Raw genomic sequence first — 26,059 nt, 5'->3', positions numbered from 1 at the left:
AAGCATGGAAGGCTGGTGCACGGAAACTGATTTGCGGCCTGCGGACGATGCTCTCGTTGCAGGCCGTGTTATTGATGCCATCAGAATTTTTAGGACAGGAAGAGTATTTTGACTACTGAAACTCATACTCTGAAAATTGAAGAGATTATTGAACTGCTGCCGCACCGCTATCCGTTTCTGCTGGTCGATCGCGTATTGGAATTTGAGGAACATAAGTTTCTGCGTGCGGTAAAAAACGTATCGGTCAACGAACCGTTTTTCCAGGGCCATTTCCCTGGTAAACCGATTTTTCCAGGCGTGCTGATTTTAGAAGCCATGGCGCAGGCGACCGGTATTCTGGCGTTTAAAAGCGTGGGCAAACTTGAGCCGGGCGAGCTGTACTATTTTGCCGGCATCGATGAAGCTCGCTTCAAGCGTCCGGTCGTACCAGGCGATCAGATGATTATGGAAGTCACCTTCGAGAAAACCCGCCGTGGTCTGACCCGCTTTAAAGGCGTGGCGACCGTTGACGGTAAAATTGTCTGCGAAGCAACCATGATGTGTGCGCGCAGCCGGGAGGCGTAATTCGTGATTGATGAAACTGCTGTTATCCACCCCAGTTCAGTGATTGAAGAGGGCGCCGTCATTGGCGCTCGCGTGCATATTGGCCCGTTTTGCTTTATCGGCGCTAACGTTGAGATTGGCGAAGGCACCGTGCTGAAATCGCACGTGGTGGTCAATGGGCATACGAAGATTGGTAAAGACAACACGATTTACCAGTTTGCGTCCATCGGCGAGGTCAACCAGGATCTGAAGTATGCTGGCGAACCGACCCGCGTGGAAGTTGGCGATCGCAACAGCATCCGCGAAAGCGTCACCATCCATCGCGGCACCTCGCAGGCGGACGGCCTGACCAAAGTCGGCAGCGATAACCTGCTGATGGTTAACGTGCACGTTGCGCACGACTGCGTAATTGGCGATCGCTGCATTCTCGCCAATAACGCTACGCTTGGCGGTCACGTCACCGTGGATGACTTTGCCATTATTGGCGGGATGACAGCCGTTCATCAATTCTGCATCATCGGCGCGCACGTGATGGTCGGCGGCTGTTCCGGCGTTGCCCAGGACGTTCCGCCTTTCGTGATCGCGCAGGGCAACCACGCCACGCCGTTCGGCATTAACCTGGTAGGCCTGCAGCGTCGCGGCTTCAGTAAAGAAGCACTGCACGCGATCCGCAACGCCTATAAGGTACTTTACCGCAGCGGTAAAACGCTGGACGAAGCGAAGCCGGAAATCGCCGACATCGCTCGCGAGCATCCTGAAGTGCAGCCGTTCTTCGATTTCTTCGCCCGTTCTACCCGGGGTTTGATCCGTTAAGCCATGCCTCAGCCATTAACGATAGCCCTCGTCGCCGGAGAAACCTCCGGCGATATTCTTGGTGCCGGCTTGATCCGTGCCCTGAAGAGCAAGCACCCAGATACGCGCTTTGTCGGCGTAGCCGGGCCGCTGATGCAGGCTGAAGGCTGCGAAGCCTGGTACGAGATGGAAGAGCTGGCGGTGATGGGCGTCGTTGAAGTGCTGGAACGCCTGCCGCGCCTGCTGAAGATCCGCCGCGATCTGACGCAGCGCTTCAGCGAGCTTAAACCGGATGTCTTTGTCGGCATCGATGCGCCGGACTTTAACATTACGCTGGAAGGGCGCCTGAAGCAGCGCGGGATCCGCACCATCCACTACGTTAGTCCGTCCGTATGGGCGTGGCGACAGAAGCGCGTCTTCAAAATTGGTCGCTCGACCGATCTGGTGCTGGCGTTTTTACCGTTTGAAAAAGCCTTTTACGATCGCTATAACGTTCCCTGTCGCTTTATTGGTCATACAATGGCCGATGCGATGCCGATCGAGCCGGACAAGCGCGCCGCGCGGCTGGAGCTGGGTATTGCGGAAGGGGTGCCCTGCCTGGCGCTGCTGCCGGGCAGCCGCAATGCGGAAGTAGAAATGCTCAGCGCCGATTTTTTGCGCACTGCAGAGCTGCTGCGAGCCAAATGGCCCAATCTTGAAATCGTGGTGCCGCTGGTGAATCCACGGCGTCGCGAGCAGTTCGAAAAGATAAAAGCGGAAGTCGCGCCCGATTTGCCAATGCATCTGCTGGATGGCAAAGGCCGTCAGGCGATGATCGCCAGCGATGCGGCGCTGCTCGCTTCCGGCACGGCCGCGCTGGAGTGTATGCTGGCGAAATGCCCGATGGTGGTAGGCTACCGCATGAAGCCTTTTACCTTCTGGCTGGCGAAGCGCCTGGTGAAAACCGACTACGTCTCGCTGCCAAATCTGTTAGCCGGCCGCGAGCTGGTGAAAGAGCTGTTGCAGGATGAGTGCCAGCCGGCACAGCTGGCGGCCGCGCTGGAACCGCTGCTGGCGCAGGGCGAAACCCGCGATCGCCTGCTGGCGACCTTTACCGAACTGCATCACCAAATTCGCTGGAATGCCGACGAGCAGGCCGCCGCCGCCGTACTGGAGCTGTGTTAATGAGTTTTATCTATCCCCAGGCCAGCCTGATTGCTGGCGTGGATGAAGTAGGCCGCGGCCCGTTAGTCGGCGCGGTCGTGACCGCTGCGGTTATCCTTGACCCGGCAAAACCGATCGTTGGCCTGGCCGACTCGAAGAAGCTGTCGGAAAAACGCCGTCTGGCGCTGTTCGATGAGATCAAAGAGAAGGCGTTAAGCTGGAGCCTGGGCCGCGCGGAACCGGAAGAAATCGACCAGCTGAATATTCTGCACGCCACCATGCTGGCGATGCAGCGCGCCGTGGCGGGCCTGGCGATCGTGCCGGATTTCGTGCTGATCGACGGCAACCGCTGTCCGGCGCTGCCGATGCCCGCGCAGGCGGTGGTCAAAGGCGACAGCCTGGTGGCGGAAATCAGCGCCGCGTCGATTATCGCCAAAGTGACGCGCGATAAAGAAATGGCAGAGCTGGATCTCCTGTTCCCGCAGTATGGCTTCGCCCAGCATAAGGGCTACCCAACGGCGCTGCATATGGAGCGGCTGGCGCTGCACGGCGCTACGCCACATCATCGCCGCAGCTTCGCGCCGGTGCGCAATGCGCTGCTGGATGCCGAAGTGCTCGCTGCGGCCCGATAATAAGTTTTCAGCAGGATTAAAGATGGCCGAACCTCGTTTTGTTCATTTACGCGTACACAGCGACTACTCCATGGTGGATGGATTAGCCAAGACTGCCCCGCTGGTGAAAAAAGCGGCGGCGATGGGTATGCCCGCCATAGCCATTACGGACTTCACCAACCTTTGCGGGCTGGTGAAGTTTTATGGCACGGCACACGGTCAGGGCATGAAGCCGATTATCGGCGCGGACTTTAACGTTGCCAGCGAGGCGATGGGCGAAGAGCTGTCGCAGCTGACCGTGCTGGCCGCGACCAATACCGGCTACCAGAATCTTACCCTGCTGATTTCACGCGCCTATCAGCGCGGCTATGGCGCGGCCGGCCCGACCATCGATCGCGACTGGCTGATTGAGCTGAACGAAGGCCTGATCCTGCTTTCCGGCGGTCGTCGGGGCGACGTTGGCAAAATGCAGCTGCGCGGCAACCAGACGCAGGTGGCCGAATGCCTGGCGTTCTACAAGCAATATTTCCCCAATCGTTACTATCTGGAGCTGATCCGCACCGGTCGACCTGACGAAGAATCCTGGCTGCACGCCGCCGTTGAGCTGGCCACGGCCGAAGGTATTCCGGTTGTGGCGACCAATGAAGTCTGCTTCCTGGAAGAGGACGATTTTGACGCGCATGAAATCCGCGTAGCCATCCACGACGGCTTCACGCTGGACGATCCCAAACGGCCACGCCTCTACAGTCCTCAGCAATATTTGCGCAGCGTTGATGAGATGTGCGAGCTGTTCTCGGACATCCCGGAAGCGCTGGCGAACAGCGTGGAAATTGCTAAGCGTTGTAACGTGACTATTCGCCTGGGCGAATACTTCCTGCCGCAGTTCCCGACCGGCGATATGACCACCGAAGATTTCCTGGTGATGAAATCGAAAGAGGGGCTGGAAGAGCGACTGGAATTTTTGTTCCCGGATCCCGAAGAGCGCGCGCAAAAAAGGCCGGCATATGACGAGCGCCTCGAAATCGAGCTGAACGTTATCAACCAGATGGGTTTCCCCGGCTACTTCCTGATCGTGATGGAGTTTATCCAGTGGTCGAAAGATAACAACGTGCCGGTCGGGCCGGGCCGTGGTTCCGGCGCCGGTTCGCTGGTGGCCTATGCGCTGAAAATCACCGATCTCGATCCGCTGGAATTCGACCTGCTGTTCGAGCGCTTCCTTAACCCGGAACGTGTTTCCATGCCCGACTTTGACGTCGACTTCTGCATGGAAAAACGCGATCTGGTCATTGAGCACGTGGCCGAAATGTACGGCCGCAAGGCGGTTTCGCAGATTATCACCTTTGGTACGATGGCGGCGAAAGCGGTGATCCGCGACGTGGGCCGCGTGCTGGGGCATCCTTACGGCTTCGTCGATCGTATCTCTAAACTGGTGCCGCCCGATCCGGGCATGACGCTGGAAAAAGCTTTTGCGGCCGAGCCGCAGCTGCCGGAAATTTACGAGGCGGACGAGGAAGTCAAAGCGCTGATCGATATGGCGCGCAAGCTGGAAGGCGTCACGCGTAACGCCGGTAAACATGCGGGTGGCGTGGTGATTGCGCCTACGCAAATCACCGACTTTGCGCCGCTCTACTGCGACGAAAACGGCAACCATCCGGTTACCCAGTTCGACAAGAACGACGTGGAATACGCCGGTCTGGTGAAGTTTGACTTCCTGGGGCTGCGTACGCTGACCATTATCGACTGGGCGCTGGCGATGATTAACGCCCGTCGTAAGAAGCACGGCGAGCCGCCTATTGATATCGCGGCGATTCCGCTTGATGACAAGAAAAGTTTCGATATGCTACAGCGCTCGGAAACCACGGCGGTGTTCCAGCTTGAATCGCGCGGCATGAAGGATCTGATCAAGCGTCTGAAGCCGGACTGCTTTGAAGATATGATCGCACTGGTGGCGCTGTTCCGTCCTGGCCCGCTTCAGTCGGGCATGGTAGATAACTTTATCGACCGTAAGCACGGGCGCGAAGCGATTTCCTATCCTGACATTCAGTGGCAGCATGAGTCGCTGAAGCCGGTGCTGGAACCGACCTATGGCATTATCCTGTATCAGGAACAGGTGATGCAGATTGCGCAGGTGCTGGCGGGCTACAGCCTCGGCGGCGCGGATATGCTGCGTCGTGCGATGGGTAAAAAGAACCCGGTCGAAATGGCCAAACAGCGCGGCGGCTTTGAAGACGGCGCGAAAGCGCGCGGCATCGACGGCGAGCTGGCGATAAAAATCTTCGATCTGGTGGAGAAGTTCGCCGGTTACGGCTTTAACAAGTCGCACTCCGCCGCTTACGCGCTGGTTTCCTACCAGACGCTGTGGCTGAAGGCGCACTATCCGGCCGAGTTTATGGCGGCGGTAATGACGGCCGATATGGATAACACCGAGAAGGTGGTTGGCCTGGTGGACGAATGCTGGCGGATGGGGCTGAAAGTCCTGCCGCCGGATATCAACGCCGGGCTGTATCCGTTCCACGTGAATGACGATGGCGAAATCGTTTATGGTATCGGCGCAATCAAAGGCGTGGGCGAAGGCCCGATCGAAGCGATCCTGGAAGCGCGTAATAAAGACGGCTACTTCCGGGAACTGTTCGATCTTTGCGCGCGTACCGATACCAAAAAGCTTAACCGGCGCGTGCTGGAAAAGCTGATTATGTCCGGCGCGTTCGACAGGCTTGGGCCACACCGTGCGGCCCTGATGAGCGCGCTGAACGATGCGCTGAAAGCGGCGGATCAACACGCCAAAGCCGAGGCCATTGGCCAGGCGGATATGTTCGGCGTGCTGGCCGATGAGCCGGAACAGATTGAAAAATCCTACGCCGACGTGACGCCGTGGCCAGAACAGGTCAGGCTGGATGGCGAAAGAGAAACCTTAGGGCTTTACTTAACCGGGCACCCGATTAATCAGTATCTGAAAGAGATCGAGCGCTACGTGGGAGGAATGCGCCTGAAAGACATGCACCCGACCGAACGTGGCAAAATGACCATGGCCGTCGGTCTGGTGGTGGCGGCTCGCGTAATGGTAACAAAACGCGGAAACCGTATCGGTATTTGTACGCTGGACGACCGATCCGGTCGTCTGGAAGTGATGTTATTCACCGATGCACTTGATAAGTTCCAGCATTTGCTGGAAAAAGACCGTATCCTGATCGTCAGCGGACAGGTCAGCTTCGATGACTTCAGCGGCGGGCTTAAAATGACCGCTCGCGATGTGATGGACATTGATGAAGCCCGTGAAAAATATGCTCGCGGGCTTGCTATCTCGCTGACGGACAGGCAAATTGATGACCAGCTTTTAAACCGTCTCCGCCAATCCCTGGAACCTTATCGTTCGGGGACTATTCCGGTTCATCTCTACTATCAGAGAGAGGATGCGCGGGCGAGGCTGCGCTTCGGTGCAGCGTGGCGCGTATCGCCCAGCGATCGTTTATTAAACGACCTGCGATCGCTGATCGGGTCGGAGCAGGTGGAACTGGAGTTTGACTAAAACAGGAATATTATGAGTCTTAATTACCTGGATTTCGAACAGCCAATCGCAGAACTTGAAGCGAAAATTGACTCGCTGAAGTCGGTTGGCCGTCAGGATGAAAAACTGGATATTAACCTGGATGAAGAGATCCAGCGTCTGCGCGAAAAAAGCGTCGAGCTGACCCGGAAAATCTTCTCCGATTTAGGTGCATGGCAGATCGCGCAGCTGGCGCGTCATCCTTTGCGTCCTTATACGCTGGACTATGTCCGTAATGTCTTTACCGATTTCGACGAGCTGGCTGGCGATCGCGCTTACGCGGACGACAAAGCTATCGTCGGCGGCATTGCTCGCCTGGAAGGCCGTCCGGTGATGATCATCGGTCATCAGAAAGGCCGCGAGACCAAAGAGAAGATCCGTCGTAACTTTGGCATGCCGGCGCCGGAAGGTTACCGTAAGGCGCTGCGCCTGATGGAAATGGCCGAGCGTTTTAATATGCCGATCGTGACCTTTATCGATACGCCGGGCGCTTATCCGGGCGTGGGCGCGGAAGAGCGCGGGCAGTCTGAGGCTATCGCACGTAACCTGCGTGAGATGTCTGGCCTGACCGTTCCGGTTATCTGTACCGTTATCGGTGAGGGCGGCTCCGGCGGCGCGCTGGCGATTGGCGTTGGCGACAAAGTGAATATGCTGCAGTACAGCACCTACTCGGTGATTTCGCCGGAAGGCTGTGCGTCAATTCTGTGGAAAAGCGCGGATAAAGCGCCGCTGGCCGCAGAAGCGATGGGCATTATCGCTCCGCGTTTGAAAGAGCTGAAGCTGATCGATTCGGTGATCCCGGAGCCGCTGGGCGGCGCGCACCGCGATCCGCTGGCGATTGGCGCTTCGATGAAGGCACAGCTGCTGGCCGATTTGGCCGAGCTGGACGAGCTAAGCAAAGAAGAGCTGCTGGATCGTCGCTATCAGCGTCTGATGAGCTACGGCTACGCCTGATAGCTGTCCGATCGCGGAAAGAGCGGGTTCTGAACAATGCGTTGTCTGAGTTAAGGCAGCGGAGCGTTCAGGGCCCGCTTTTTTATTGGGATGAGTGGTAAGGACTGTTTATCTAATGGTAATCGGCAGGTTTTTTTTTGCCTTCAATTAAATTAATCAGCCGTTGACGTATCCACTGCATGTAGGCTGTATCGCGCTTGCGCTTTTTTACCCCAAACATTTCATCGTGGACAATCATGGTATGCAGGACAACGGCCGTTTTCGGCTTTTCAGCCTCTTCGTAATGGCGGAAGGTGACAACAATTAGCGAATCATTGTCCGGCGGCATGACGCGGCCATGGAATAATCCAACATAGTAAGGGGAAGATCCGAGAGTTGAGTTAGAGTCTTTAACGCGACCGGGAAAACCTTCGGGAGCCAGCGTATATATTTCTACCTGCTTTGTTGATTGCCAGATGTACTGAATCAGGGAAAGCTCAGGTTCGTAATCATCCACGACTTCACTGTCAAAACCAAAGAAGTCGCAGATGTCATCAAAAAGAGGGTTAATCTCTACCTTATCGATGGGCTTTACGTAAACCGGCATGAGATCCCTCTGAGCCTGAGTTCGCTTTACGGGCACGGCGGAAGCTTGCTCTTACCTCTTCCAGAGAAGAACCGGAAACTTCAACGCCCTGAACACTGTTGAACAACTGAAAAAGAACGTCCAGTTGCTCTGCATTAGCAGCAGTGGCTTGTTTTTTGCGGTCCATATGAACCTCCTGTTTCGTTCTGCTCACATAGTATACACGTATGCCAGGCTTAATTGAAACGGGTAAAAAATCCTCATCCCTTTGTGAAGCGTAAAAAAAGCCGACTGTTTTTACTGCTGTTTGCAGCAAAACTGCTATGCAATTTGCTGTCGGAGCGGCAAGAACAGACCGGGAAAGGGGCACCAAAGCGGTTTTTGAACTTAGCTCGCCGCCTGAAAAACCCCCGCCTCGACCTGGGCTGGCGTGACCACGCCCGTATCCAGCACCCAGCCGCTTATCAGCGCCGCTGGCGTGACGTCAAAGGCCGGATTATAGACCTGCGCATCTTCCGGCGCCCACTTCACCTGGCCGAAACTGCCCGCCACGCCCGTGACTTCGCTGGCGGCTCGCTGTTCGATCGGGATGGCGTCCCCATTCGGGCAGTGCGCATCAAGCGTGGTGTGCGGCGCAGCCACGTAGAAGGGAACATTGTGGTAGTGCGCCAGCACCGCCAGGCTGTAGGTGCCAATCTTGTTCGCCACGTCGCCGTTGGCGGCAATACGATCCGCGCCAACCCAGATGGCATCGACCTGTTTTTTCGCCATCAGGCTGGCCGCCATGCTGTCGCAGATCAGCCGATAGGGCACGCCCAGTTCGCCCAGCTCCCAGGCCGTCAGGCGGCCGCCCTGCAACAGTGGGCGCGTCTCATCTACCCAGACCTTTTCCACCCGGCCTTCCTGCCAGCCGCGCGCAATCACGCCCAGTGCGGTGCCGACGCCGGCCGTCGCCAGACCGCCGGTGTTACAGTGGGTCAGCAGGCGGCTGCCGGGCTTGATTAGCTTCACGCCTGCCGCCGCAATGCTGTCACACAGCGCTTTATCTTCTGCTACCAGCCGCAGCGCCTCAAAAGTCAGCGCGGTGACAAAGTGCTCCTGAGCCAGTGCCAGTTTCATCCGATCCAGATTGTTCATCAGGTTAACGGCGGTAGGGCGGGAGGCGCGCAGCACTTCCAGCGCATCACTCAGCGCCGGTTTAGGCATACCGTTTTCCGCCAGCAGGGCCAGCAGCAGGCTGGCGGAAAGGCCAATCAGCGGCGCGCCGCGTACACGCAGCGTTTTAATATGTTCGACCAGCGCCGCCACATCGGGCGTTGGACACCAAATCTTCTTTTGCGGCAGCGCCTGCTGGTCAAGGATCCACAGCTGGTTGTCACGAACTTGTAAGCTGGTTGTGCTTAGTGTCTGCATGAAGGTTAAATCCTGGTTGCGTAGTCAGGCCATATTGTGCCAACATGCCTGACGGATGTATAGACGTCTGAACGGCTTGAGGTAAAGAAGGCAGCAGACAAGTTAAAACGTGGAGGGGGAGTTAATGTCGCAATACCGTACGTTCACCGCAGCTGATGCGGTGGAATATGCCCGTGAATTTGGCGGCATTGCCGACCCACAAAGCCTGGTCAGTTCGCAGGAAATTGGCGACGGTAATCTTAACCTTGTTTTTAAAATCTTCGATCGTGACGACGTCAGCCGCATCGTCGTTAAGCAGGCGCTCCCCTATGTCCGTTGCGTGGGGGAATCCTGGCCGTTGACGCTCGATCGCGCGCGGATTGAGGCAGAAGTGCTGCAAATCCACGGCCAGTTTTGTCCGGCGCATACGGTAAAAATTCTGCATTACGATCCGGCGCTGGCGGTAATGGTGATGGAAGATCTTTCCAGCCACGCTATCTGGCGCGGTGAGCAGGTGAAAGGCATTGATTATCCGCAGGCCGCCGCGCAGCTGGGCGAATATCTGGCGCAGACGCTGTTCCATACCTCCGACTTTTATCAGCATCCGTATCAGAAAAAAGCGGACGTTATCCGTTTTACCAACCCGGAGCTGTGCGATATCACCGAAGAGCTCTTCTTTAACGAGCCGTATGAAGTGCATGAGCGCAACGGCTATCCGCGCGCGCTGGAGTCGCTGGTCGCTCAGCTGCGTACCGATGACGAGCTGCGCCAGAAGGTTGCCGGGCTGAAGCATCGTTTTCTGTCGAATGCGGAAGCGCTGCTGCACGGCGATGTGCACAGCGGGTCGATCTTCGTCGCGGAAAACAGCCTGAAAGTGATCGATGCGGAATTTGGCTTTTACGGCCCGATGGGTTTTGACGTTGGCAGCGCATTAGGTAATTTACTAATTAACTACTGCGCGCTGCCCGGCCTGCTGGCGCCGCGTGAAGCGGCCGACGCGCGGGAAAAGCGCCTGGACGACGTGCGTACAACCTGGCAGAGCTTTGCCGAAGGTTTCCTGGCGCTGGCTGCCGAAAAAACGCGGGATCGCGCGCTGGCTTATCCGGGGTATGCCGCCGAATTTTTGGCAAACGTCTGGCGCGATACGCTGGGCTACTGCGGCACAGAGCTGATCCGTCGTACCGTGGGCATGTCGCAGGTTGCCGATATCAAAACGATTCAGGATGAAGTGATGAAAGCGGAATGCGTCCGTCAGGCGATAACGCTGGGCAGAACGCTCATTCTGGCCGCCGACCATGTCGAAAACATTGATGCGCTGATAGCGCGAGTGCGCCAGAACGGCTGAGGCGTTACGCAAGGCGGTTTCGGCCCGATAAAATGGTGCCAACCCGCCAACCCGCCAACCCGCCAACCGCGCCCTGTACTGAACATTCGGGCCGGCCAGCGGGGCGGGGATCCCGCTAACGCTGCGGGATTTTGGCTTAATTTACATCTTGAGCAGTTTCACCGTCGCATCAATATCAATTTCATCTTCCGAGAAGATCAGCGTGGTGCCCTGGAAGGTGGTGATCGCCAGTTTTTTCAGCGTACGCATTTCTCCTGGCTTAACCGATGATTTCGGCCGGATGCTGCTCATCAATACGCCCACGGAAAGCACCGGATTTTCTTTATCAATACGGGCATCGACCGGCACTTCTTCGCTGAACACCACGTAATTTTTAATGGCGGTAAGCTTCAGGCGCTCGCCTGCAATATAGATGTATTTGCTTTCCGGGACGACTTTCACCGCATAGGCTGACAGCCCTTTGCTGTTGGTGGTAGGCTCGAAAGTTACCGCCGCATCTTTTTTAATCAGGTCTGGGTTGGCGACCTTAATCACATGAAAATAACGGTTATCGCCGTTTTCATCTTTGATAAATCCGAAGCCTTTATCTTTAAACCAGGTTGTGATCGTTCCGTTCATCGCCATTACCGCCTACTTAATCGATTATCTACTCAGTTTTTGCAGCGCGCAGTGTAAAGCACAATGCCCGCGCAGACTACGCCTTTACTTTAAGTCTGGACGATAATTTTCGGCTATGCGAGGCCGACAAAAGCGCGGCGAGGGTGAGGGAAGTATTGGCGTGACGGAGAGAAAGCTAAGCACGGGGCGCAGACAGATTCGTCAGCGGGCTGAAAATTCGTTATCATCCGCAGCCACTCTCCGTGCGGTAACCCGATGCCTGTGATCCCCGACACCTTTATTGCTCCGCCGTGCCATGACGAAATAGCTATCCTTTATCAGGACGAGTATCTGCTGCTGATCGCTAAACCCGCCGGGTTGCTGAGCCTCTCGGGGAAAAACCCGCAGAATCTGGATTCGGTGCATCATCGGCTGGTAAAGCTATTTCCCGGCTGCACCCTGGTTCACCGTCTGGATTTCGGCACTTCCGGGCTGATGGTGGTTGCGCGCACTAAGGCGATCAATGCCGCTCTCTGCCAGCAGTTCAGCCAGCGCGCCGTAACCAAGGTGTACAGCGCGCTGCTTTGTGGACATGCCGATGATGACGAAGGGGTGATAGACGCCGCGATTGCCAAAGATCCGGCGCTGTTCCCGCTGATGTCAATTTGCGCCACCCACGGCAAGCCCGCTCGCTCCGGCTATCGGGTCGTTGAGCGTTTTTATCATGAGCTGGAAAACGGAACGTCGCTGCCGCTGACGCGAGTACAGCTGACGCCGGAAACCGGGCGCACCCATCAACTCCGCATTCACTGCCAGCTGCTGGGCCACCCTATCTGGGGATGCGATCTTTATGGCGGACGCCTGCTGCCAGGCACCGAACGGACGCCGCGCATGATGCTGCACGCCAGCGAACTGCATTTCGTTCATCCCGTTAGCCAGCAGCGGATAGAAACCCGTCATGCCAGCCCGTTCTGAAAGCGACCCCGTCCGGAACTAACGCAAGAGCGGCTGGATGAGGTCAGATAACCCCAAGCCGCAGGCGTTTATTACCACATCAGATCGTCAGGCACTTTAAAGTCGGCATACGGATCTTCTTCATCCTGCTCTTCCTGACTCAGGGCGCTGTTTAATACAATGCTGCTGGCATCCCGCTGCGCAATTTTATCGGCTACGCTCGCGGGGATAATAGCGTACTGGTGCTCGCCGCCGTTATCACTCGTGAGACGAGCGATGGCGAGGCGACCGCTTGTCAGCTGCGCCTGAGTAAGCTTATCCACGGTAATTTTCTTAATAAGATTGTTATCCGTGAAGTTAAAATCAATATTGCCTCTTGCAACAACGATCCTGTTCATTTCAATCAGCTGCTTCACCTGAGCCTTATACTCTCTGGATAAAGCCGCCTGTTTCTGCTGCTCGTTTAGCTGCTTATCGCGCTCAAGCTGGGCTTTTTTATTTTCTTCCACGGCCGCTCTTGCCTCGCGAGCCTGAACCCGTGATTTTTTAGCCGTTCTCTGGACCTTATCCATTTTTTTGCTGGTCACTAATCCAGCTTTCAGCATCTGCTCTTGTAAGGTAAGTTTTGTCATTTTCGTTTCTGAGGCTGTTGAATAATTCAGGGATTATACCTGTAATTTTTAAGGCTGTACCGCGTTTCACCGTGCGGTATGGCATTGCCGGAGGGCGCTGGCATCGGCCTGGCGCGCCGGACGCCGCACCGCGCCAGACTTTAAGGGGTTAATAATGCGCGGCGATTTGTCGGGCCAGGCTACCTGCCGCAGAGTTTTTAAAAAGTGCGCTTGCGCAGTCAGCCTCAGGGGCCGCATGCATTGAACCTACATTGGTGAGAAGGGCGACCGCACAGTTGGCTTTTTCATACCACCATACGCAGGCGCTGGCGCCGAGCACGTTGCCGCCATGTCCTGTAGCCGGCCCGCCATCGGTATTTATTCTGAATAAGCTTAACCCCATTTCTCCGCTATCGGCCGGCAGCCAGCGCTGCATTGCCGCCATGCTTTCAGGGTTGAGCAATTTTCCATTTTTCAGCGCCAGTATAAAAGTCATCACATCCTGTGCGGTAGAAACGATGCCGCCGGCAGCCCACTCAACGGACAGATTAACGGCGGAAACGTCCAGAAGATCGCCAGGCTCTGCCTTGAAATAAGCTGAGATCCCGGCATTTTTAATAAAATGCGCATCCAGCCTGTGAAATCTTTTCGCCAGGTTTTTCCTGCCTGAAGAAAACGACGTTTCAAGAAAGGTATTTTTTAGCCGCAACGGGCCGATGATTCTTTGGCGCAAGGCTTCTTCGAACGCGTGGGAGGTGACTTTTTCAATCAGTAAACCCAGTAACGTAAAGTTGCTGTTGGAATAGTGAAAGGCTTCTCCAGGCTGGCAGAGCGGGCTTTTCCCCCGGATAAAGTCCAGGTTTTCCTCCGGCAGCCATATCTTATCCGGTTTGACCTCCCGACCGCGCGCTGCATAAATCCATGCCTGCTGGTTTTCCCAGCTGGGTATCCCGGAATAATGTGCAAGCAGCTGCCTGACGGTAACGGTTTCTGCATTGGCGACGCCTGCCAGGCTCTCTTCCGCCAGCCAGTCTGCGAGGAAAGCGTCAAGCGTCAGGGAGCCTTCTTCAACCAGCTGCAGGATGATGACCGCTACAAAAACCTTGGTGATGCTGCCAATGCCAAACAGCGTTTCCGGCGTGGCCCTGAGGTGGTTTTTAGCATCAGCGTAGCCCGCTGCCGCCTGCCATATTAGTTTATCGCCTTTGCCAATAGCCATAGCAAGGGCGGGAAAGGTCTTCTCTGCCCTTTGATCAAGCAAAGCCTTTAATGCCGCTTCGGCTGGATACATGCTTTCTGTCCCTTTATCTGCTTCGTTTCGCCTTAATTTTAAACCGGGTTCAGGAAAGCAGGCGTGTAGCCGATCTGCACAAAGAGGGCCTGCTTGAGAAAGCGGAGGCGGTTAAGCCAAAAAGGGAACCGTTTCCGGTTCCCTTATTCCATTGCCGAGGCCGCTACCTTTCACGACGACTGCCGGACAACTCAGGCGGCTTCCGTTTTGCGTTCGGTTTCTGCCTGCGGCTGGCTTTTCTCCGTCCGATCCCTATGCAAAGGATCATCCTGCTGCTTTACCGGCTGCGTTGCCAGTGCATCCGCCTCAAACTCGTCCACGTTAATGGAGCGCAGGCGACTGGCTTCGGCACGCGTCAGCACGGCGGCCTCTTCTTCCGTCAGCCATTTTTCCACCAGGCCTTTTTGCGCCAGCTTGTCCAGACGGGTAAAGGAGAGCGGCTTTTGCGCTTTCTTATTCAGCCTGTCATGGATAGCTTCCGCCGCTATCACGTCCGTTAATGCTTCTTCCAGCTGGCCTGCCGGGTTATTTTCGCCCGGCGTCAGATACTGGCCGCGCCCTAAGCGAGTACGTGTGGCTGAAGGCACTTGTAGAATACGCGCCAGCTGATGGTCAAGCCGGTCGGAAGGCGCGCGGCAGTGGCGGCCCAGCGGGAAGACGACAACCTGCAACAGACCCGCGACCAGCCGGTTCGGGAAGTTGCGCAGCAGATCCTCAATAGCGGTTTCGGCCTGGTTCAGCGCATCCTGCACGCCCCAGTGCACCAGCGGCAGATCGGCCTCGTTGCGGCCTTCGTCTTCATAACGCTTCAGCGTGGCGGAGGCGAGATAAAGCTGGCTGAGCACGTCGCCGAGGCGTGCAGAGATGCGTTCACGGCGCTTCAGGCTGCCGCCCAGAACCGACATCGAAATATCAGAAAGCAGGGCCAGGTTGGCGCTTAAGCGGTTCAGATGCTGATAGTAACGGCGGGTTGCATCGCGGGTCGGCGTTTTACTGGTGCGGCCAGCGGTCAGGCCCAGCCACAGGCTGCGCAGATTATTGCTGGCGACATGACCGGCGTGGTGAAACAGCGCCTGGTCAAACGCGTGCAGGTTATGATCCTGCGCCGCGGCCATTTCCGCCAGGATATAGGGATGGCAACGGATTGCGCCTTGGCCGAAGATGATCATGCTGCGGGTCAGAATGTTCGCGCCCTCAACGGTAATGGCGATAGGCGCGCCCTGATACGCCCGGGCCAGGAAATTGCTTTTGCCCAGCATAATACCTTTGCCGCCGGCAATATCCATCGCATCCATAATGGCGCGCTGGCCGCGATGGGTGCAGTGATATTTTACGATAGCGGAGAGCACCGCCGGTTTCTCGCCCAGCATAATGCCGCTGGTGATCAGCGAGGCGGCCGCGTCCATCACATAAGCGTTTCCGGCGATGCGCGCCAGCGGCTCTTCGATCCCTTCCATCTTGCCGATAGGCAGACGGAACTGGCGACGGATATGGGCATAGGCACCAATAGCCAGCGCGATGCTTTTCAGGCTGCCGGTGGAGTTGGACGGCAGCGTGATGCCGCGTCCGACCGAGAGGCATTCCACCAGCATCCGCCAGCCCTGACCGGCCATCGCCGGGCCGCCGATAATATAGTTAATCGGCACGAAAATAGCGTCGCCGCGCGTCGGGCCGTTCTGGAAAGGTACGTTGAGCGGGAAGTGGCGCTTGCCGATTTCCACGCCCGGCGTCTGGGTAGGGATCAGCGCGCAGGTAATGCCCAGCTCTTCTTTTTCGCCCAGCAGATGGTCGGGATCGGAAAGCTTAAACGCCAGGCCCAGCACCGTGGCGACCGGTGCCAGCGTGATATAGCGCTTGTTCCAGGTCAGCCGCATTCCCAGCACCTGCTGGCCCTGCCACTCGCCCCGGCACACCACGCCCACGTCCGGGATAGCGCCCGCGTCGGAACCCGCTTCCGGGCTGGTCAGCGCAAAACAAGGGATTTCCAGGCCGCTAGCCAGCCGGGGCAGATAGTAATCTTTCTGCTCGTCGGTGCCGTAATGCTGCAACAGCTCGCCTGGGCCAAGCGAGTTAGGCACGCCAACGGTAATCGCCAGGATACCGGAAACGCCCGCCAGCTTTTGCAGCACGCGCGCCTGGGCATAGGCGGAGAACTCAAGGCCGCCGTACTCTTTTTTGATGATCATCGCGAAGAAACGCTGCTCTTTCAGATAAGCCCACAGCTCCGGCGGCAGGTCGGCCATCTCATGGGTTATCTGAAAATCATTAGCCAGTCGGCACGCTTCTTCTACCGGGCCATCCAGAAAAGCCTGCTCTTCCGGCGTCAGCCTTGGCTGCGGATAGTCATGCAGTTTGTTCCAGTCCGGCCGTCCGCGAAACAGATCGCCTTCCCACCAGGTAGTGCCGGCGTCGATCGCTTCTTTTTCCGTGCGCGACATCGGCGGCATCACTTTCTGGAAGGTCTTCAACATCGGTCTGGAAAAAAGCGCCTGCCGCAGCGGCAGCACGTTGAAGGGCAGCAGAATAATCGCTAACGGTACCAGCAGCCACGGCGTCCAGACGCCAGCCATCGCCCAGGCTGCCGTCCAGAGCAGCACGAGCAGGCTCGCCAGCCGCAGGTTAACACGGTGATAAAACAGCGCGCCAATGAGCAAAATTGTCGCCACGCAACTGAAAACCATCATAACCATCGCTCCGTAAGTTGTAAGAGGTCTGACCTGTTAGCTACAGATGTAATAGAGATGATTTTCTTTATCAATCTATTTACATGATAATTACAACCTGGCTCACAAAGCGCGACCGGCACAGGGCAAAGCGCCGCGTGAACGGGCAGGGCGCTTTTCGCCCGCGTGGCAACTTGCTAAACTGCCGCAGACCTCACCTAAAAGGACTCTCCCTATGTATCAGGACATCATTCGCGCCGAGCTGAGTGAAGCACAGGACACGCTCAATAATTTCCTCAGCGATGACGCCAATATCCATGCTATTCAGCGTGCTGCGGTACTGCTGGCGGATTCATTCAAAGCCGGCGGCAAGGTGCTTTCCTGCGGCAACGGCGGTTCACACTGCGACGCCATGCACTTCGCCGAGGAGCTGACCGGCCGCTATCGCGACAACCGTCCCGGCTATCCGGCAATCGCTATCTCCGACGTCAGCCATATCTCCTGCGTGGGCAACGATTTTGGTTACGATCATATCTTCTCACGCTATGTTGAGGCCGTGGGCCGCGCGGGCGACGTGCTGCTGGGCATTTCGACTTCCGGCAACTCTGCTAATGTGATTAAAGCGGTAGAGGCGGCGCGCGCGCAGGGAATGAAAGTGATTACCCTGACCGGCAAGGACGGCGGCAAAATGGCCGGAACGGCCGATGTGGAAATCCGCGTGCCGCACTTTGGCTACGCCGATCGCATTCAGGAAATTCATATCAAAGTTATTCATATCCTGATCCTGCTGATTGAAAAAGAGATGGCGAAGTAACTGACGCGAGGAACGGCTATGTGCGAACTGCTCGGGATGAGCGCGAATGTCCCTACGGACATCTGTTTCAGCTTTACCGGGCTTGTGCAGCGCGGCGGAAAAACCGGCCCGCATAAGGATGGTTGGGGCATCACCTTTTACGAAGGGAAAGGCTGCCGGACGTTTAAAGATCCGCAGCCCAGCTTTAATTCGCCGATAGCGCGCCTGGTGCAGGATTATCCGATAAAATCCTGCTCGGTGGTGGCGCATATTCGTCAGGCGAACCGTGGCGAGGTGTCGCTGGAAAACACCCATCCTTTTACCCGCGAGCTGTGGGGACGCAACTGGACCTACGCGCATAACGGCCAGCTGAAAGGCTATCGCGGGCTGGAAACCGGCCCTTTTCGCCCGATAGGCGAGACGGACAGCGAGCAGGCGTTCTGCTGGCTGCTGCATAAGCTGACCACGCGCTACCCGCGCACGCCGGGCAACTGGCCGGCGGTGTTTCGCTATATTGCGGAGCTGGCGACGGAACTGCGGGAAAAGGGCGTATTTAATATGCTGCTGTCGGATGGCCGCTATCTGATGGCGTTCTGCTCGACCAATCTGTTCTGGATCACGCGTCGCGCGCCGTTCGGTAAAGCGACGCTGCTGGATCAGGACGTGGAGATAGATTTTCAGAAGCAGACCACGCCGGATGACGTGGTCACGGTGATCGCCACTCAGCCCTTAACGGGCAACGAAACCTGGCACAAAATTGCGCCAGGCGACTGGGCGTTATTTTGCCTCGGAGAGCGCCAGCGCTGACTGGCTGGTGGCATCGTTCAGCAACGGGCTGTTCAGCACGTACTTGCCGCCGCTGACGCCCATTGCCGGCGGCTGGCGGTTTTTCACAAACTCGGCGTAGCCGGGCTGGAGCTGCTGCCAGAAGCTGAAATAAACCGAATAGCGATGGCGCTGCAGGTTGCTGTCGGTCATGCGGAATGGATAAATGCTGACGGCCACGCGCGGCTGGCCGTTGCGCAGCGCCGCTTCCACATAGCGATAGATATCGTCGATATTGGCATCCGTCATGGCATAGCAGCCCACGGAAACGCAGTTCCCGTGGATCATCAGGTATTTCCCTTCATAACCCTGCTGGCGGTCATATTCGTTCGGAAAACCCGTATTAATAGCGCGATAAAAGCGGCTGTCCGGCTTCAGCTGGGAAAGCCCCACGCTATAAAACCCTTCCGGACTTTTAAAATCGCCCTGGCGACGTTTAGGGCCTAACCCGCCGGAGAAATTACAGATACGGTAGCTGTCGAGCAGCCGATATTCGGTGCCGATTTTGCCATACAGCTCAAGCGTGCGTTCTTCTTTAAAGATCTGAATATAAACAGGTGTGCCGAGTAACTGCTTCTTTAACTCTTTGCTTACCGGCGCCAGAGGAGCGATCGGTGCGACCGGCGCGCTGGCGAAAACAACGGCTGGCAGAAAAAACATCGCAAACAGCAGTGCGATTTTGCCCATTCTGGTTCCCTTGATAGTAGGGTTGATACGCCGTCCGAAGACGTGGTTGACTCGCAGTTTCGGAAATATCCGTAAAAGCTGCGTCACATTAGCATTGTCTATTTTTTTATCAAGAGAGCCGCGTAGAAAAAACCGAGAAAAGTTACGCCAGGCCGCTGCCGCTGCGCTTCGGCCGCCCGTTAACCTGTTGAAAACGCGCTCGCTGCCTGTATACTTATCCAGTGCTGGCGGAGGGGCGAATGCGCAAGATTATACATGTAGATATGGACTGCTTTTATGCGGCGGTGGAGATGCGCGACGATCCCAGCCTGCGCAATATCCCTATCGCCATTGGCGGCAGCCAGCACAAGCGCGGCGTGATCAGCACCGCTAACTATCCCGCCAGGAAGTTTGGCGTGCACAGCGCGATGGCGACCGCGACGGCCCTTAAGCTTTGCCCGCATCTGAAAGTGATCCCCGGCCGTTTTGACGCTTATAAAGAAGCCAGCGCGCATATTCGGGATATTTTCTCGCGCTATACCTCGCTTATCGAACCGCTGTCGCTGGACGAGGCCTACCTGGACGTTACCGACAGCCCGCACTGCCACGGATCCGCCACGCTGATGGCGCGGGAGATCCGGCAGACCATCGCCCGCGAACTGGATCTCACCGCGTCGGCCGGGGTGGCGCCGATTAAATTCGTCGCAAAAATCGCTTCGGATATGAATAAGCCGGACGGCCAGTTTGTGATCACGCCGCAGGAACTCCCGCAGTTTCTGCTGACGCTGCCGCTGGCAAAAATACCCGGCGTCGGCAAGGTCACCGCGAAAAAGCTGGAGGAGCTGGGGCTGCACACCTGCGCCGACGTGCAGAAAACGGATCTGGCCGCGCTACTAAAGCGCTTCGGCAAGTTTGGCCGCGTGCTGTGGGAGCGCTGTAACGGCATCGACGAGCGCGAGGTGGTAACGGATCGCCTGCGTAAATCGCTGGGCGTGGAGCGCACGCTGTCGGCGGATATTCATGAATGGGAAGCGTGCCTGGAAATCATCGATTTTCTCTATGCGGAGCTGGAACGGCGGCTAAAGGTGATTAAGCCCGATCTGCTGATCGCCAGGCAGGGCGTAAAGCTGAAGTTTGACGATTTCCAGCAGACGACCCAGGAGCACGTCTGGCCAGTGCTGAATAAAGAAGACCTGATCGACGTGGCGAGAAAAACCTGGGAAGAGCGGCGGGCAGGGCGCGGCGTGCGTCTGGTCGGGCTGCACGTAACCTTGCTGAATCCGCAATTGGAAAGACAATTACTGCTGGGGATTTAATGCCGCGTACGTTGCCCTGAGCGAGATTGCGAGCGGGAGAGAAAACGGGCGAAGCGTGGTGCTTCGCCCGTCCTGTTTTATTTAGCCGGGATCGCCTTCAACAGCGCGGTCAGCAGCTGCCAGTAAAGGCCGACGCTGCCGATATGCACCTGCTCATCCGGCGAGTGTGGGCCGGTGATGGTGGGGCCAATAGAAACCATATCCATATCCGGGTACGGCTTTTTAAACAGGCCGCACTCCAGACCCGCGTGGATCACCTGGATATTCGGCGCTTTGTTAAACAGCTTTTTGTAGGTCTCTTCCACCAGCGCCATCACCGGCGAAGAGGCATCGGGCTGCCAGCCTGGATAGCTGCCTTTCGCCACGGTTTTCGCACCCGCCAGATCGCCCAGCGCCGTCAGCGTTTCCACCAGGTAATCTTTGCCGCTGTCGATCAGCGAGCGCACCAGGCAGTTGATACGCGCTTCGTCATCCTTAATCGACACCACGCCAACGTTCAGCGAGGTTTCCACCACGCCTTTCATCACGTCGGAGTTGCGGATCACGCCGTTTGGCGTGCTGTTCAGCAGCGCAATAAAGGCGTCGCGGCTGATGGTGGACAGCGCCTGGTCGTTAGCGGCGATATTTTCCACCACGATATTGATGTTTTTCTCTTTCAGACCCAGCTCGTTGCGCAGGGTTTCCAGATAATGCAGCGCCATGCCTTTTAGCTGGTCGAGCTTATCGGCCGGAACGGCCAGCGTCGCCATCGCCTCACGCGGGATAGCGTTACGCAGCGTGCCGCCGGTGAAATCCACCAGGCGCAGATCCAGCGCTTTGACGTGTGCGAACAGGAAACGGGCCAGCAGTTTGTTGGCGTTGCCCAGGCCCAGATGAATATCCGCACCGGAGTGGCCGCCCTTCAGGCCTTTCAGGATCAGCTGGATATGCTCGTAACCGGCCGGCACCGCTTCGCGGCTCAGCGGCAGCGTGGTGGTAAAATCAATGCCGCCCGCGCAGCCCATATAGATCTCGCCTTCCTCTTCGGAGTCGGTATTGATCAGGATATCCGCCTGCAGCCAGCCCGGTTGCAGACCGAAAGCGCCGACCATGCCGGTCTCTTCGGTCATGGTCAGCAGCACTTCCAGCGGGCCGTGCTCGACGGTTTTATCCGCCAGCACCGCCAGCGCGGACGCCATGCCGATGCCGTTATCGGCGCCCAGCGTGGTACCGCGCGCCTTGACCCATTCGCCATCAACCCATGGCTGAATTGGATCTTTGGTGAAATCGTGGGTGGTGTCGTTGTTTTTCTGCGGCACCATATCCAGATGTGCCTGCAGCGCGACCGGCTTGAGGTGCTCCAGCCCTTTGGTGGCCGGCTTGCGGATCAGAATATTGCCCACTTCGTCGCGAAAGGTGACAAAACCCTGCTCGCCAGCCCAGCTCAGCACATAGTTAGCCAACTCTTCCTCATGATAAGAAGGATGCGGGATTGAACAGATTTTGGCGAAGATATCCCACAGCGGCTGTGGTGACAGTTGAGAAAGTTCGGACACGTTAAATCTCCTGTGTCGACATCCCCGGCCAGCGGCGCGGGAGTGAGCATTTGTGATAGGGTTGGTCAGTATCTGACGCAGCAAACCCAAAGAATATCATTGTTTCCAGAGGCATGCTTAGTTCGCTTCGGCAAAAAAGCACCTTCCGGGCTATCCTGTGCTGGTTTTTAGCGGCTCAGATCTCTATAATTCCGCGCAACCCATCCCATTGTACATTTTTAAGCCGTTATTATCGGCCGGGACTCCTTTTATGAGTGAAAAATACGTCGTCACCTGGGACATGCTGCAAATCCATGCCCGTAAACTGGCCCAGCGCCTGCTTCCTGTCGAACAGTGGAAAGGCATTATTGCGGTCAGCCGCGGTGGCCTGGTGCCCGCTTCGCTGCTGGCTCGCGAACTCTGCATCCGCTATGTCGATACCGTGTGCATCTCCAGCTACGATCACGACAACCAGCGTGAAATGCACGTGCTGAAGCGCGCGGAAGGCGACGGCGAAGGCTTTATCGTAATTGACGATCTGGTCGATACCGGCGGCACCGCTCAGGCGATCCGCGATATGTATCCAAAAGCGCGTTTCGTGACTATTTTCGCCAAACCGGCCGGTCGTCCGCTGGTGGACGACTATGTCGTGGATATTCCACAGAATACCTGGATTGAACAGCCGTGGGATATGGGCGTGGTGTATATCCCGCCAATCGTAAAAGGTTGATTTAGCTCAATCAAAACGCCCGGTTCCGCCGGGCGTTGCGCGTTTTACGGTTCGCGTCAGCCGCCAGGCTGCTATAGACTAAGACGATTCTCCGTATGTCGAAGGATCGTACTATGTCGCCTAAAAATCTCAGCGAAGAACTCTTTAAACCCCGCTTTAAGCATCCTGAAACCTCCTCCCTGATCCGGCGTCTGCATCATCACAAGCCGCTGCCGCTGCATTCCGCGCTGGAAGGCGACAGCCATGCAGGCTGGTATCGGATGGTTAATCGTCTGCTCTGGACGTGGCGGGGACTGTCGCCGCTGGAGATTGGCGAAGTGCTGGCCAGGATAGCCAGCAGCCGCGCCGACCACACTGATGAACAGCTGCTGGATACGGTGATTGGCTATCGCGGCGGCAACTGGATCTACGAATGGTCGCAGCAGGCCGCGCGCTGGCAGGATAAAGCCGCCTCGGCGGCTACCGATGCCGAAGCGGGCCAGTGCTGGCTGCACGCTGCTAACCTGTACGGCGTAGCGGGCTATCCGCATCTGAAAGGCGATGAGCTGGCCGATCAGGCGCAGCAGCTGGCGAATCGTGCCTATGAAGAGGCCACCTCAAGACTGCCGGGCGAGCTGAAAGAGCTGGAGTTCACCATTCCCGGCGGCAGTTCCATTTTTGGCTTTTTGCATATGCCGGAAAAAGCCCGCGCGCCTTATCCTACGGTGCTGCTGTGCAGCAGCCTGGATTCACTGCAAACCGATCACTATCGCCTTTTCCACGACTACCTTGCGCCGCGTGGCATCGCAATGCTGACCATCGACATGCCTTCGGTCGGCTTCTCTGCAAAATGGAAGCTGACGCAGGATTCCAGTTTTCTGCACCAGCAGGTGTTAAAACAGCTGGAAAACGTTGCCTGGGTCGATCATACCCGCGTGGCCGCTTTCGGCTATCGCTTTGGCGGCAACATTGCCGTGCGGCTGGCCTGGCTGGAAGCGCCTCGACTGCGCGCCGTGGCCTGTCTGGGGCCGGTGGTACACAGCCTGCTGTGCGACAGCGCGTTGCAGGACAGCATTCCCGAAATGTATATGGACGTGTTGGCCAGCCGGCTGGGCATGGCATCGGCCGCCGATTCCGCGCTGCGGGTCGAGCTGAGCCGCTACTCGCTGAAAACCCAGGGGCTGCTGGGCCGCCGCTGCCCAACGCCGATGCTGTCCGCTTACTGGCCGAACGATCCTTTCAGCCCGGCGGAGGAATCAAAGCTGATCGTGAATTCCTCGCTCGACGGTAAGCTGATGCCAATCGCACTTTCGCCTGTATTGAGCAACTTTGATAAAGCATTACGTGATATTGTTGACTGGTTAGCTAAACGATTAACACGCTGAGTGGCTAAATATTAACGCTTAGCGAAAACTAACGGGCTCAACAAAGGAGTTTTAACAATGGCGTTACCGAGTGGGCATCCCAAAAGCCGCTTAATGAAGCGTTTCGGCACATTAGGACCTTATATCCGCGAGGCCAAATGTGTGGATGAGCGCTTCTTCTTCGACTGTCTGGCCGTTTGCGTCAATGTGAAACCTGCGCCGGAACTGCGTGAGTTCTGGGGCTGGTGGATGGAGCTGGAAGCACAGGAAGATCACTTCACCTATGAGTATCACTTCGGCCTGTTCGATAAAGAGGGCAACTGGAAGCCTTCGGCAATTAAAGGAAAGGAAAACAACGAACGCCTGGAAGAGACGCTGCGTAATTTCCACGTGCGCCTGAAAGCGCTGCTGGAAGAGCTGGAGCTGGGTCTGAAACCCGCTGCGGATTTCGCTGACGAGCCGGTAAAGCTGACCGCATAAAAAAACGCAGGGCGGCGCTTAATTGCTCCCTGCGCTTTTGTCTGCGCACCCATAAAAAAAGGCTGGCGATTGCCAGCCTTTGCTTACAGACACATAACGAGGGGCACAACAACCGCATCCGTGCGGCTCACATTTAAATCAGAACTGGTAAGTTACGCCTACCGCAACGATATCGTCGGTATTCTGCGCCAGCTTATTATCGTCATCCAGCAGGTTGATTTTGTAATCCACAAACGCGGACATATTTTTATTGAAGTAGTAAGTCGCGCCCACGTCCGCAAATTTATAAATATCCGCATCGCCCACGCCGTTCTCAATATCTTTCGCTTTGGTTTGCACATAGGCCAGAGAAGGGCGGAAGCCGTTATCAAACTGATACTGCGCCACCAGCTCGATATTTTGCAGATAGTTAGCGTAACCGTTAACGGCAACGTTGGCGTCATTAATGCGTGCCGTGCCGCTGATGGGCGACATATTGCGCGTTTCGGCGTAGGTGGCGGCCAGGTAAACGCTGTTGTTGTCATACTTCAGGCCGGTCGCCCAGGCATCCGCCTTGTCGCCGCGACCGTAAACGCTGGCCTGCTGACCGTTGGTGCGGTCGGAAGAAGAGATAGCGCCATTAATCGTCAGGCCCTGCATCAGCGTATAGGCTACCGACGCCGCCATGCCGTCGCCGTTGGACGTGGCGTTAGAGCGGCTGCTGCTCTCATTTTTGCCCTGATACTGCAAGGCGAACTTCAGGCCGTCGACCAGACCAAAAAAGTTGGTGTTGCGGTAAGTCGCCACGCCGTTGGTACGGGTCAGCATATAGTTATCGGCTTTGGTATACGCGGTGGCGCCAAATTCCGGCATCATATCGGTATAGGCTTCCACGTCGTAAATCAGGCCGTAGTTACGGCCATAGTCGATGGATCCGTAGTCGCCGAATTTCAGACCGGCGAAGCCTAAACGCGTTTTGGTGCCGGTGGTGCCGTCGCTTTCCGCGTTGTTCAACGGCACGTGATATTCCCACTGGCCGTAGCCTGACATCAGGTCGTTAATCTGCGTCTGGCCTTTAAACCCAATACGTACGTAAGATTTGTCGCCGTCATTGCTGTCCGCGTCGCTTAAATAATGCATGGCTTTCAGCTTGCCGTAGAAATCGAGTTTATTACCGTCTTTATTATAAATTTCTGCGGCCTGGGCTGCTGTGGTCATAGCCAGAGCGGCGGTCAGGATTGCCAGTGCGTTTTTCTTCATTTTGTTGTTATTCCCAAATGAGTAAAATTTTAAATGGCCCGATGACGTTGTTCGGGGCACGAACGTTTTACCCTGAGGAGATGAAACTTTTATTACATTTATTCTCACTTCTTGTTAATTCCCCGTTTCTGGACTAGCGGCTTGCACC

24 protein-coding genes are annotated in these 26,059 nt (G+C 56.6%); 14 read left to right on the top strand and 10 right to left on the bottom strand.

Annotated features, from left to right (window positions below; all coding sequences use genetic code 11):
- Nucleotides 1-108 precede the first annotated feature (108 nt).
- The 6 genes from fabZ to accA are packed head-to-tail and all read left to right on the top strand — an operon-like array spanning nt 109 to nt 7,587.
- Entirely contained in the window at nt 109-564 is a 456-nt protein-coding gene (fabZ, locus tag ACA373_RS12080) for a 3-hydroxyacyl-ACP dehydratase FabZ (RefSeq protein ID WP_024965665.1), read from the top strand.
- Nucleotides 565-567: 3 nt separating this feature from the next.
- Nucleotides 568-1,356, top strand: a complete 789-nt coding sequence (lpxA, locus tag ACA373_RS12075) for an acyl-ACP--UDP-N-acetylglucosamine O-acyltransferase (protein WP_253455184.1) — start codon at nt 568-570, stop codon at nt 1,354-1,356.
- Between the two features lie 3 nt (nt 1,357-1,359).
- Nucleotides 1,360-2,499 (top strand): lipid-A-disaccharide synthase, encoded by a 1,140-nt coding sequence (lpxB, locus tag ACA373_RS12070; protein ID WP_253455183.1) that lies wholly within the window; start codon nt 1,360-1,362, stop codon nt 2,497-2,499.
- Nucleotides 2,499-3,110 carry a ribonuclease HII gene (gene rnhB, locus ACA373_RS12065; RefSeq protein ID WP_253455182.1) on the top strand — a complete coding sequence of 204 codons (612 nt, stop codon included), beginning with the start codon at nt 2,499-2,501 and terminating at the stop codon, nt 3,108-3,110. Before lpxB ends, rnhB begins: the two co-directional genes overlap by 1 nt.
- 22 nt (nt 3,111-3,132) lie before the next feature.
- Nucleotides 3,133-6,615, top strand: a complete 3,483-nt coding sequence (gene dnaE / locus ACA373_RS12060) for a DNA polymerase III subunit alpha (RefSeq protein ID WP_370734550.1) — start codon at nt 3,133-3,135, stop codon at nt 6,613-6,615.
- Nucleotides 6,616-6,627: 12 nt separating this feature from the next.
- Nucleotides 6,628-7,587 carry an acetyl-CoA carboxylase carboxyl transferase subunit alpha gene (accA, locus tag ACA373_RS12055; RefSeq protein WP_125289105.1) on the top strand — a complete coding sequence of 320 codons (960 nt, stop codon included), beginning with the start codon at nt 6,628-6,630 and terminating at the stop codon, nt 7,585-7,587.
- A 112-nt stretch (nt 7,588-7,699) separates the two neighbouring features.
- On the opposite strand, the gene ACA373_RS12050 is transcribed toward accA, so the two are convergent.
- The 3 genes from ACA373_RS12050 to mtnA all read right to left on the bottom strand — a co-directional run bounded on the left by ACA373_RS12050 (nt 7,700) and on the right by mtnA (nt 9,565).
- The gene (locus ACA373_RS12050; protein ID WP_370734549.1) at nt 7,700-8,173 is read right to left on the bottom strand and encodes a hypothetical protein; all 474 of its coding nucleotides are present in this window, start codon (nt 8,171-8,173) and stop codon (nt 7,700-7,702) included.
- On the bottom strand, nt 8,145-8,339 hold the full coding sequence (locus ACA373_RS12045; RefSeq protein ID WP_370734548.1) for a hypothetical protein: 195 nt from the start codon (nt 8,337-8,339) through the stop codon (nt 8,145-8,147). The genes ACA373_RS12050 and ACA373_RS12045 overlap by 29 nt, the downstream gene beginning before the upstream one ends.
- A gap of 200 nt (nt 8,340-8,539) precedes the next feature.
- Nucleotides 8,540-9,565 carry an S-methyl-5-thioribose-1-phosphate isomerase gene (gene mtnA / locus ACA373_RS12040; protein WP_370734547.1) on the bottom strand — a complete coding sequence of 342 codons (1,026 nt, stop codon included), beginning with the start codon at nt 9,563-9,565 and terminating at the stop codon, nt 8,540-8,542.
- A 124-nt stretch (nt 9,566-9,689) separates the two neighbouring features.
- Between mtnA and mtnK the strand changes: the two genes are divergently transcribed.
- The gene (gene mtnK, locus ACA373_RS12035; protein ID WP_370734546.1) at nt 9,690-10,889 is read left to right on the top strand and encodes an S-methyl-5-thioribose kinase; all 1,200 of its coding nucleotides are present in this window, start codon (nt 9,690-9,692) and stop codon (nt 10,887-10,889) included.
- 141 nt (nt 10,890-11,030) lie between these two features.
- On the opposite strand, the gene ACA373_RS12030 is transcribed toward mtnK, so the two are convergent.
- A complete protein-coding gene (locus ACA373_RS12030; RefSeq protein ID WP_125289108.1) occupies nt 11,031-11,513 on the bottom strand; it encodes a cold-shock protein in 483 nt (160 codons plus the stop codon).
- 249 nt (nt 11,514-11,762) lie between these two features.
- Between ACA373_RS12030 and ACA373_RS12025 the strand changes: the two genes are divergently transcribed.
- Nucleotides 11,763-12,461: an RluA family pseudouridine synthase gene (locus ACA373_RS12025; protein WP_253455175.1), complete on the top strand. Its 699-nt coding sequence runs from the start codon at nt 11,763-11,765 to the stop codon at nt 12,459-12,461.
- A 71-nt stretch (nt 12,462-12,532) separates the two neighbouring features.
- Here ACA373_RS12025 and ACA373_RS12020 read toward each other — a convergent pair whose 3' ends face one another.
- From ACA373_RS12020 to fadE, 3 genes are all read right to left on the bottom strand, one after another.
- On the bottom strand, nt 12,533-13,072 hold the full coding sequence (locus tag ACA373_RS12020; protein ID WP_370734545.1) for a DUF2058 domain-containing protein: 540 nt from the start codon (nt 13,070-13,072) through the stop codon (nt 12,533-12,535).
- A gap of 148 nt (nt 13,073-13,220) precedes the next feature.
- Nucleotides 13,221-14,342, bottom strand: a complete 1,122-nt coding sequence (locus ACA373_RS12015; RefSeq protein WP_253455172.1) for a serine hydrolase — start codon at nt 14,340-14,342, stop codon at nt 13,221-13,223.
- A 191-nt stretch (nt 14,343-14,533) separates the two neighbouring features.
- On the bottom strand, nt 14,534-17,026 hold the full coding sequence (fadE, locus tag ACA373_RS12010) for an acyl-CoA dehydrogenase FadE (RefSeq protein WP_370734544.1): 2,493 nt from the start codon (nt 17,024-17,026) through the stop codon (nt 14,534-14,536).
- A gap of 214 nt (nt 17,027-17,240) precedes the next feature.
- On the opposite strand from fadE, the gene lpcA reads away from it, so the two are divergent.
- Together lpcA and ACA373_RS12000 are read left to right on the top strand one after the other, a co-directional pair.
- Nucleotides 17,241-17,819 carry a D-sedoheptulose 7-phosphate isomerase gene (lpcA, locus tag ACA373_RS12005; protein WP_253455168.1) on the top strand — a complete coding sequence of 193 codons (579 nt, stop codon included), beginning with the start codon at nt 17,241-17,243 and terminating at the stop codon, nt 17,817-17,819.
- An 18-nt stretch (nt 17,820-17,837) separates the two neighbouring features.
- The gene (locus tag ACA373_RS12000; protein WP_253455167.1) at nt 17,838-18,605 is read left to right on the top strand and encodes a class II glutamine amidotransferase; all 768 of its coding nucleotides are present in this window, start codon (nt 17,838-17,840) and stop codon (nt 18,603-18,605) included.
- Here ACA373_RS12000 and dpaA read toward each other — a convergent pair.
- Entirely contained in the window at nt 18,576-19,310 is a 735-nt protein-coding gene (gene dpaA / locus ACA373_RS11995; RefSeq protein ID WP_253455166.1) for a peptidoglycan meso-diaminopimelic acid protein amidase, read from the bottom strand. The genes ACA373_RS12000 and dpaA overlap by 30 nt on opposite strands.
- Before the next feature lie 239 nt (nt 19,311-19,549).
- On the opposite strand from dpaA, the gene dinB reads away from it, so the two are divergent.
- Nucleotides 19,550-20,605, top strand: a complete 1,056-nt coding sequence (gene dinB, locus ACA373_RS11990) for a DNA polymerase IV (protein WP_370734543.1) — start codon at nt 19,550-19,552, stop codon at nt 20,603-20,605.
- A gap of 77 nt (nt 20,606-20,682) precedes the next feature.
- On the opposite strand, the gene pepD is transcribed toward dinB, so the two are convergent.
- Nucleotides 20,683-22,140, bottom strand: coding sequence for a beta-Ala-His dipeptidase (pepD, locus tag ACA373_RS11985; RefSeq protein WP_370734542.1), 1,458 nt, complete (start codon nt 22,138-22,140; stop codon nt 20,683-20,685).
- Between the two features lie 250 nt (nt 22,141-22,390).
- Here pepD and gpt point away from each other — a divergent pair, with 250 nt between their 5' ends.
- The 3 genes from gpt to crl all read left to right on the top strand — a co-directional run bounded on the left by gpt (nt 22,391) and on the right by crl (nt 24,672).
- The gene (gpt, locus tag ACA373_RS11980) at nt 22,391-22,849 is read left to right on the top strand and encodes a xanthine phosphoribosyltransferase (RefSeq protein ID WP_125289117.1); all 459 of its coding nucleotides are present in this window, start codon (nt 22,391-22,393) and stop codon (nt 22,847-22,849) included.
- A 113-nt stretch (nt 22,850-22,962) separates the two neighbouring features.
- A complete protein-coding gene (gene frsA / locus ACA373_RS11975) occupies nt 22,963-24,213 on the top strand; it encodes an esterase FrsA (RefSeq protein WP_253455162.1) in 1,251 nt (416 codons plus the stop codon).
- Nucleotides 24,214-24,270: 57 nt separating this feature from the next.
- Nucleotides 24,271-24,672, top strand: coding sequence for a sigma factor-binding protein Crl (gene crl, locus ACA373_RS11970; RefSeq protein ID WP_125289119.1), 402 nt, complete (start codon nt 24,271-24,273; stop codon nt 24,670-24,672).
- 138 nt (nt 24,673-24,810) lie between these two features.
- Here crl and ACA373_RS11965 read toward each other — a convergent pair whose 3' ends face one another.
- Complete coding sequence (locus tag ACA373_RS11965; protein ID WP_370734541.1) at nt 24,811-25,911, bottom strand: porin; 1,101 nt, start codon at nt 25,909-25,911, stop codon at nt 24,811-24,813.
- Between the last annotated feature and the right edge of the window lie 148 nt (nt 25,912-26,059).

This window comes from Erwinia sp. STN24, assembly GCF_041320675.1.
Classification (GTDB): domain Bacteria; phylum Pseudomonadota; class Gammaproteobacteria; order Enterobacterales; family Enterobacteriaceae; genus Erwinia; species Erwinia aeris.
Note: the sequence above shows the minus strand (reverse complement) of the source record. Positions and strands in the feature narration are given on the sequence as shown.

What these genes read in the sequence shown, in the direction of transcription:
- gpt (WP_125289117.1), top strand. Translation starts at nt 22,391, where the DNA reads ATGAGTGAAAAATACGTCGTCACCTGGGACATGCTGCAAATCCATGCC.
- ACA373_RS12045 (WP_370734548.1), bottom strand. Translation starts at nt 8,339, where the DNA reads ATGGACCGCAAAAAACAAGCCACTGCTGCTAATGCAGAGCAACTGGAC.
- mtnA (WP_370734547.1), bottom strand. Translation starts at nt 9,565, where the DNA reads ATGCAGACACTAAGCACAACCAGCTTACAAGTTCGTGACAACCAGCTG.
- ACA373_RS11965 (WP_370734541.1), bottom strand. Translation starts at nt 25,911, where the DNA reads ATGAAGAAAAACGCACTGGCAATCCTGACCGCCGCTCTGGCTATGACC.
- frsA (WP_253455162.1), top strand. Translation starts at nt 22,963, where the DNA reads ATGTCGCCTAAAAATCTCAGCGAAGAACTCTTTAAACCCCGCTTTAAG.
- lpxB (WP_253455183.1), top strand. Translation starts at nt 1,360, where the DNA reads ATGCCTCAGCCATTAACGATAGCCCTCGTCGCCGGAGAAACCTCCGGC.
- ACA373_RS12050 (WP_370734549.1), bottom strand. Translation starts at nt 8,173, where the DNA reads ATGCCGGTTTACGTAAAGCCCATCGATAAGGTAGAGATTAACCCTCTT.
- accA (WP_125289105.1), top strand. Translation starts at nt 6,628, where the DNA reads ATGAGTCTTAATTACCTGGATTTCGAACAGCCAATCGCAGAACTTGAA.
- ACA373_RS12015 (WP_253455172.1), bottom strand. Translation starts at nt 14,342, where the DNA reads ATGTATCCAGCCGAAGCGGCATTAAAGGCTTTGCTTGATCAAAGGGCA.
- ACA373_RS12000 (WP_253455167.1), top strand. Translation starts at nt 17,838, where the DNA reads ATGTGCGAACTGCTCGGGATGAGCGCGAATGTCCCTACGGACATCTGT.
- ACA373_RS12025 (WP_253455175.1), top strand. Translation starts at nt 11,763, where the DNA reads ATGCCTGTGATCCCCGACACCTTTATTGCTCCGCCGTGCCATGACGAA.
- fadE (WP_370734544.1), bottom strand. Translation starts at nt 17,026, where the DNA reads ATGATGGTTTTCAGTTGCGTGGCGACAATTTTGCTCATTGGCGCGCTG.
- mtnK (WP_370734546.1), top strand. Translation starts at nt 9,690, where the DNA reads ATGTCGCAATACCGTACGTTCACCGCAGCTGATGCGGTGGAATATGCC.
- ACA373_RS12020 (WP_370734545.1), bottom strand. Translation starts at nt 13,072, where the DNA reads ATGACAAAACTTACCTTACAAGAGCAGATGCTGAAAGCTGGATTAGTG.
- dnaE (WP_370734550.1), top strand. Translation starts at nt 3,133, where the DNA reads ATGGCCGAACCTCGTTTTGTTCATTTACGCGTACACAGCGACTACTCC.
- crl (WP_125289119.1), top strand. Translation starts at nt 24,271, where the DNA reads ATGGCGTTACCGAGTGGGCATCCCAAAAGCCGCTTAATGAAGCGTTTC.
- lpcA (WP_253455168.1), top strand. Translation starts at nt 17,241, where the DNA reads ATGTATCAGGACATCATTCGCGCCGAGCTGAGTGAAGCACAGGACACG.
- rnhB (WP_253455182.1), top strand. Translation starts at nt 2,499, where the DNA reads ATGAGTTTTATCTATCCCCAGGCCAGCCTGATTGCTGGCGTGGATGAA.
- dinB (WP_370734543.1), top strand. Translation starts at nt 19,550, where the DNA reads ATGCGCAAGATTATACATGTAGATATGGACTGCTTTTATGCGGCGGTG.
- ACA373_RS12030 (WP_125289108.1), bottom strand. Translation starts at nt 11,513, where the DNA reads ATGGCGATGAACGGAACGATCACAACCTGGTTTAAAGATAAAGGCTTC.
- dpaA (WP_253455166.1), bottom strand. Translation starts at nt 19,310, where the DNA reads ATGGGCAAAATCGCACTGCTGTTTGCGATGTTTTTTCTGCCAGCCGTT.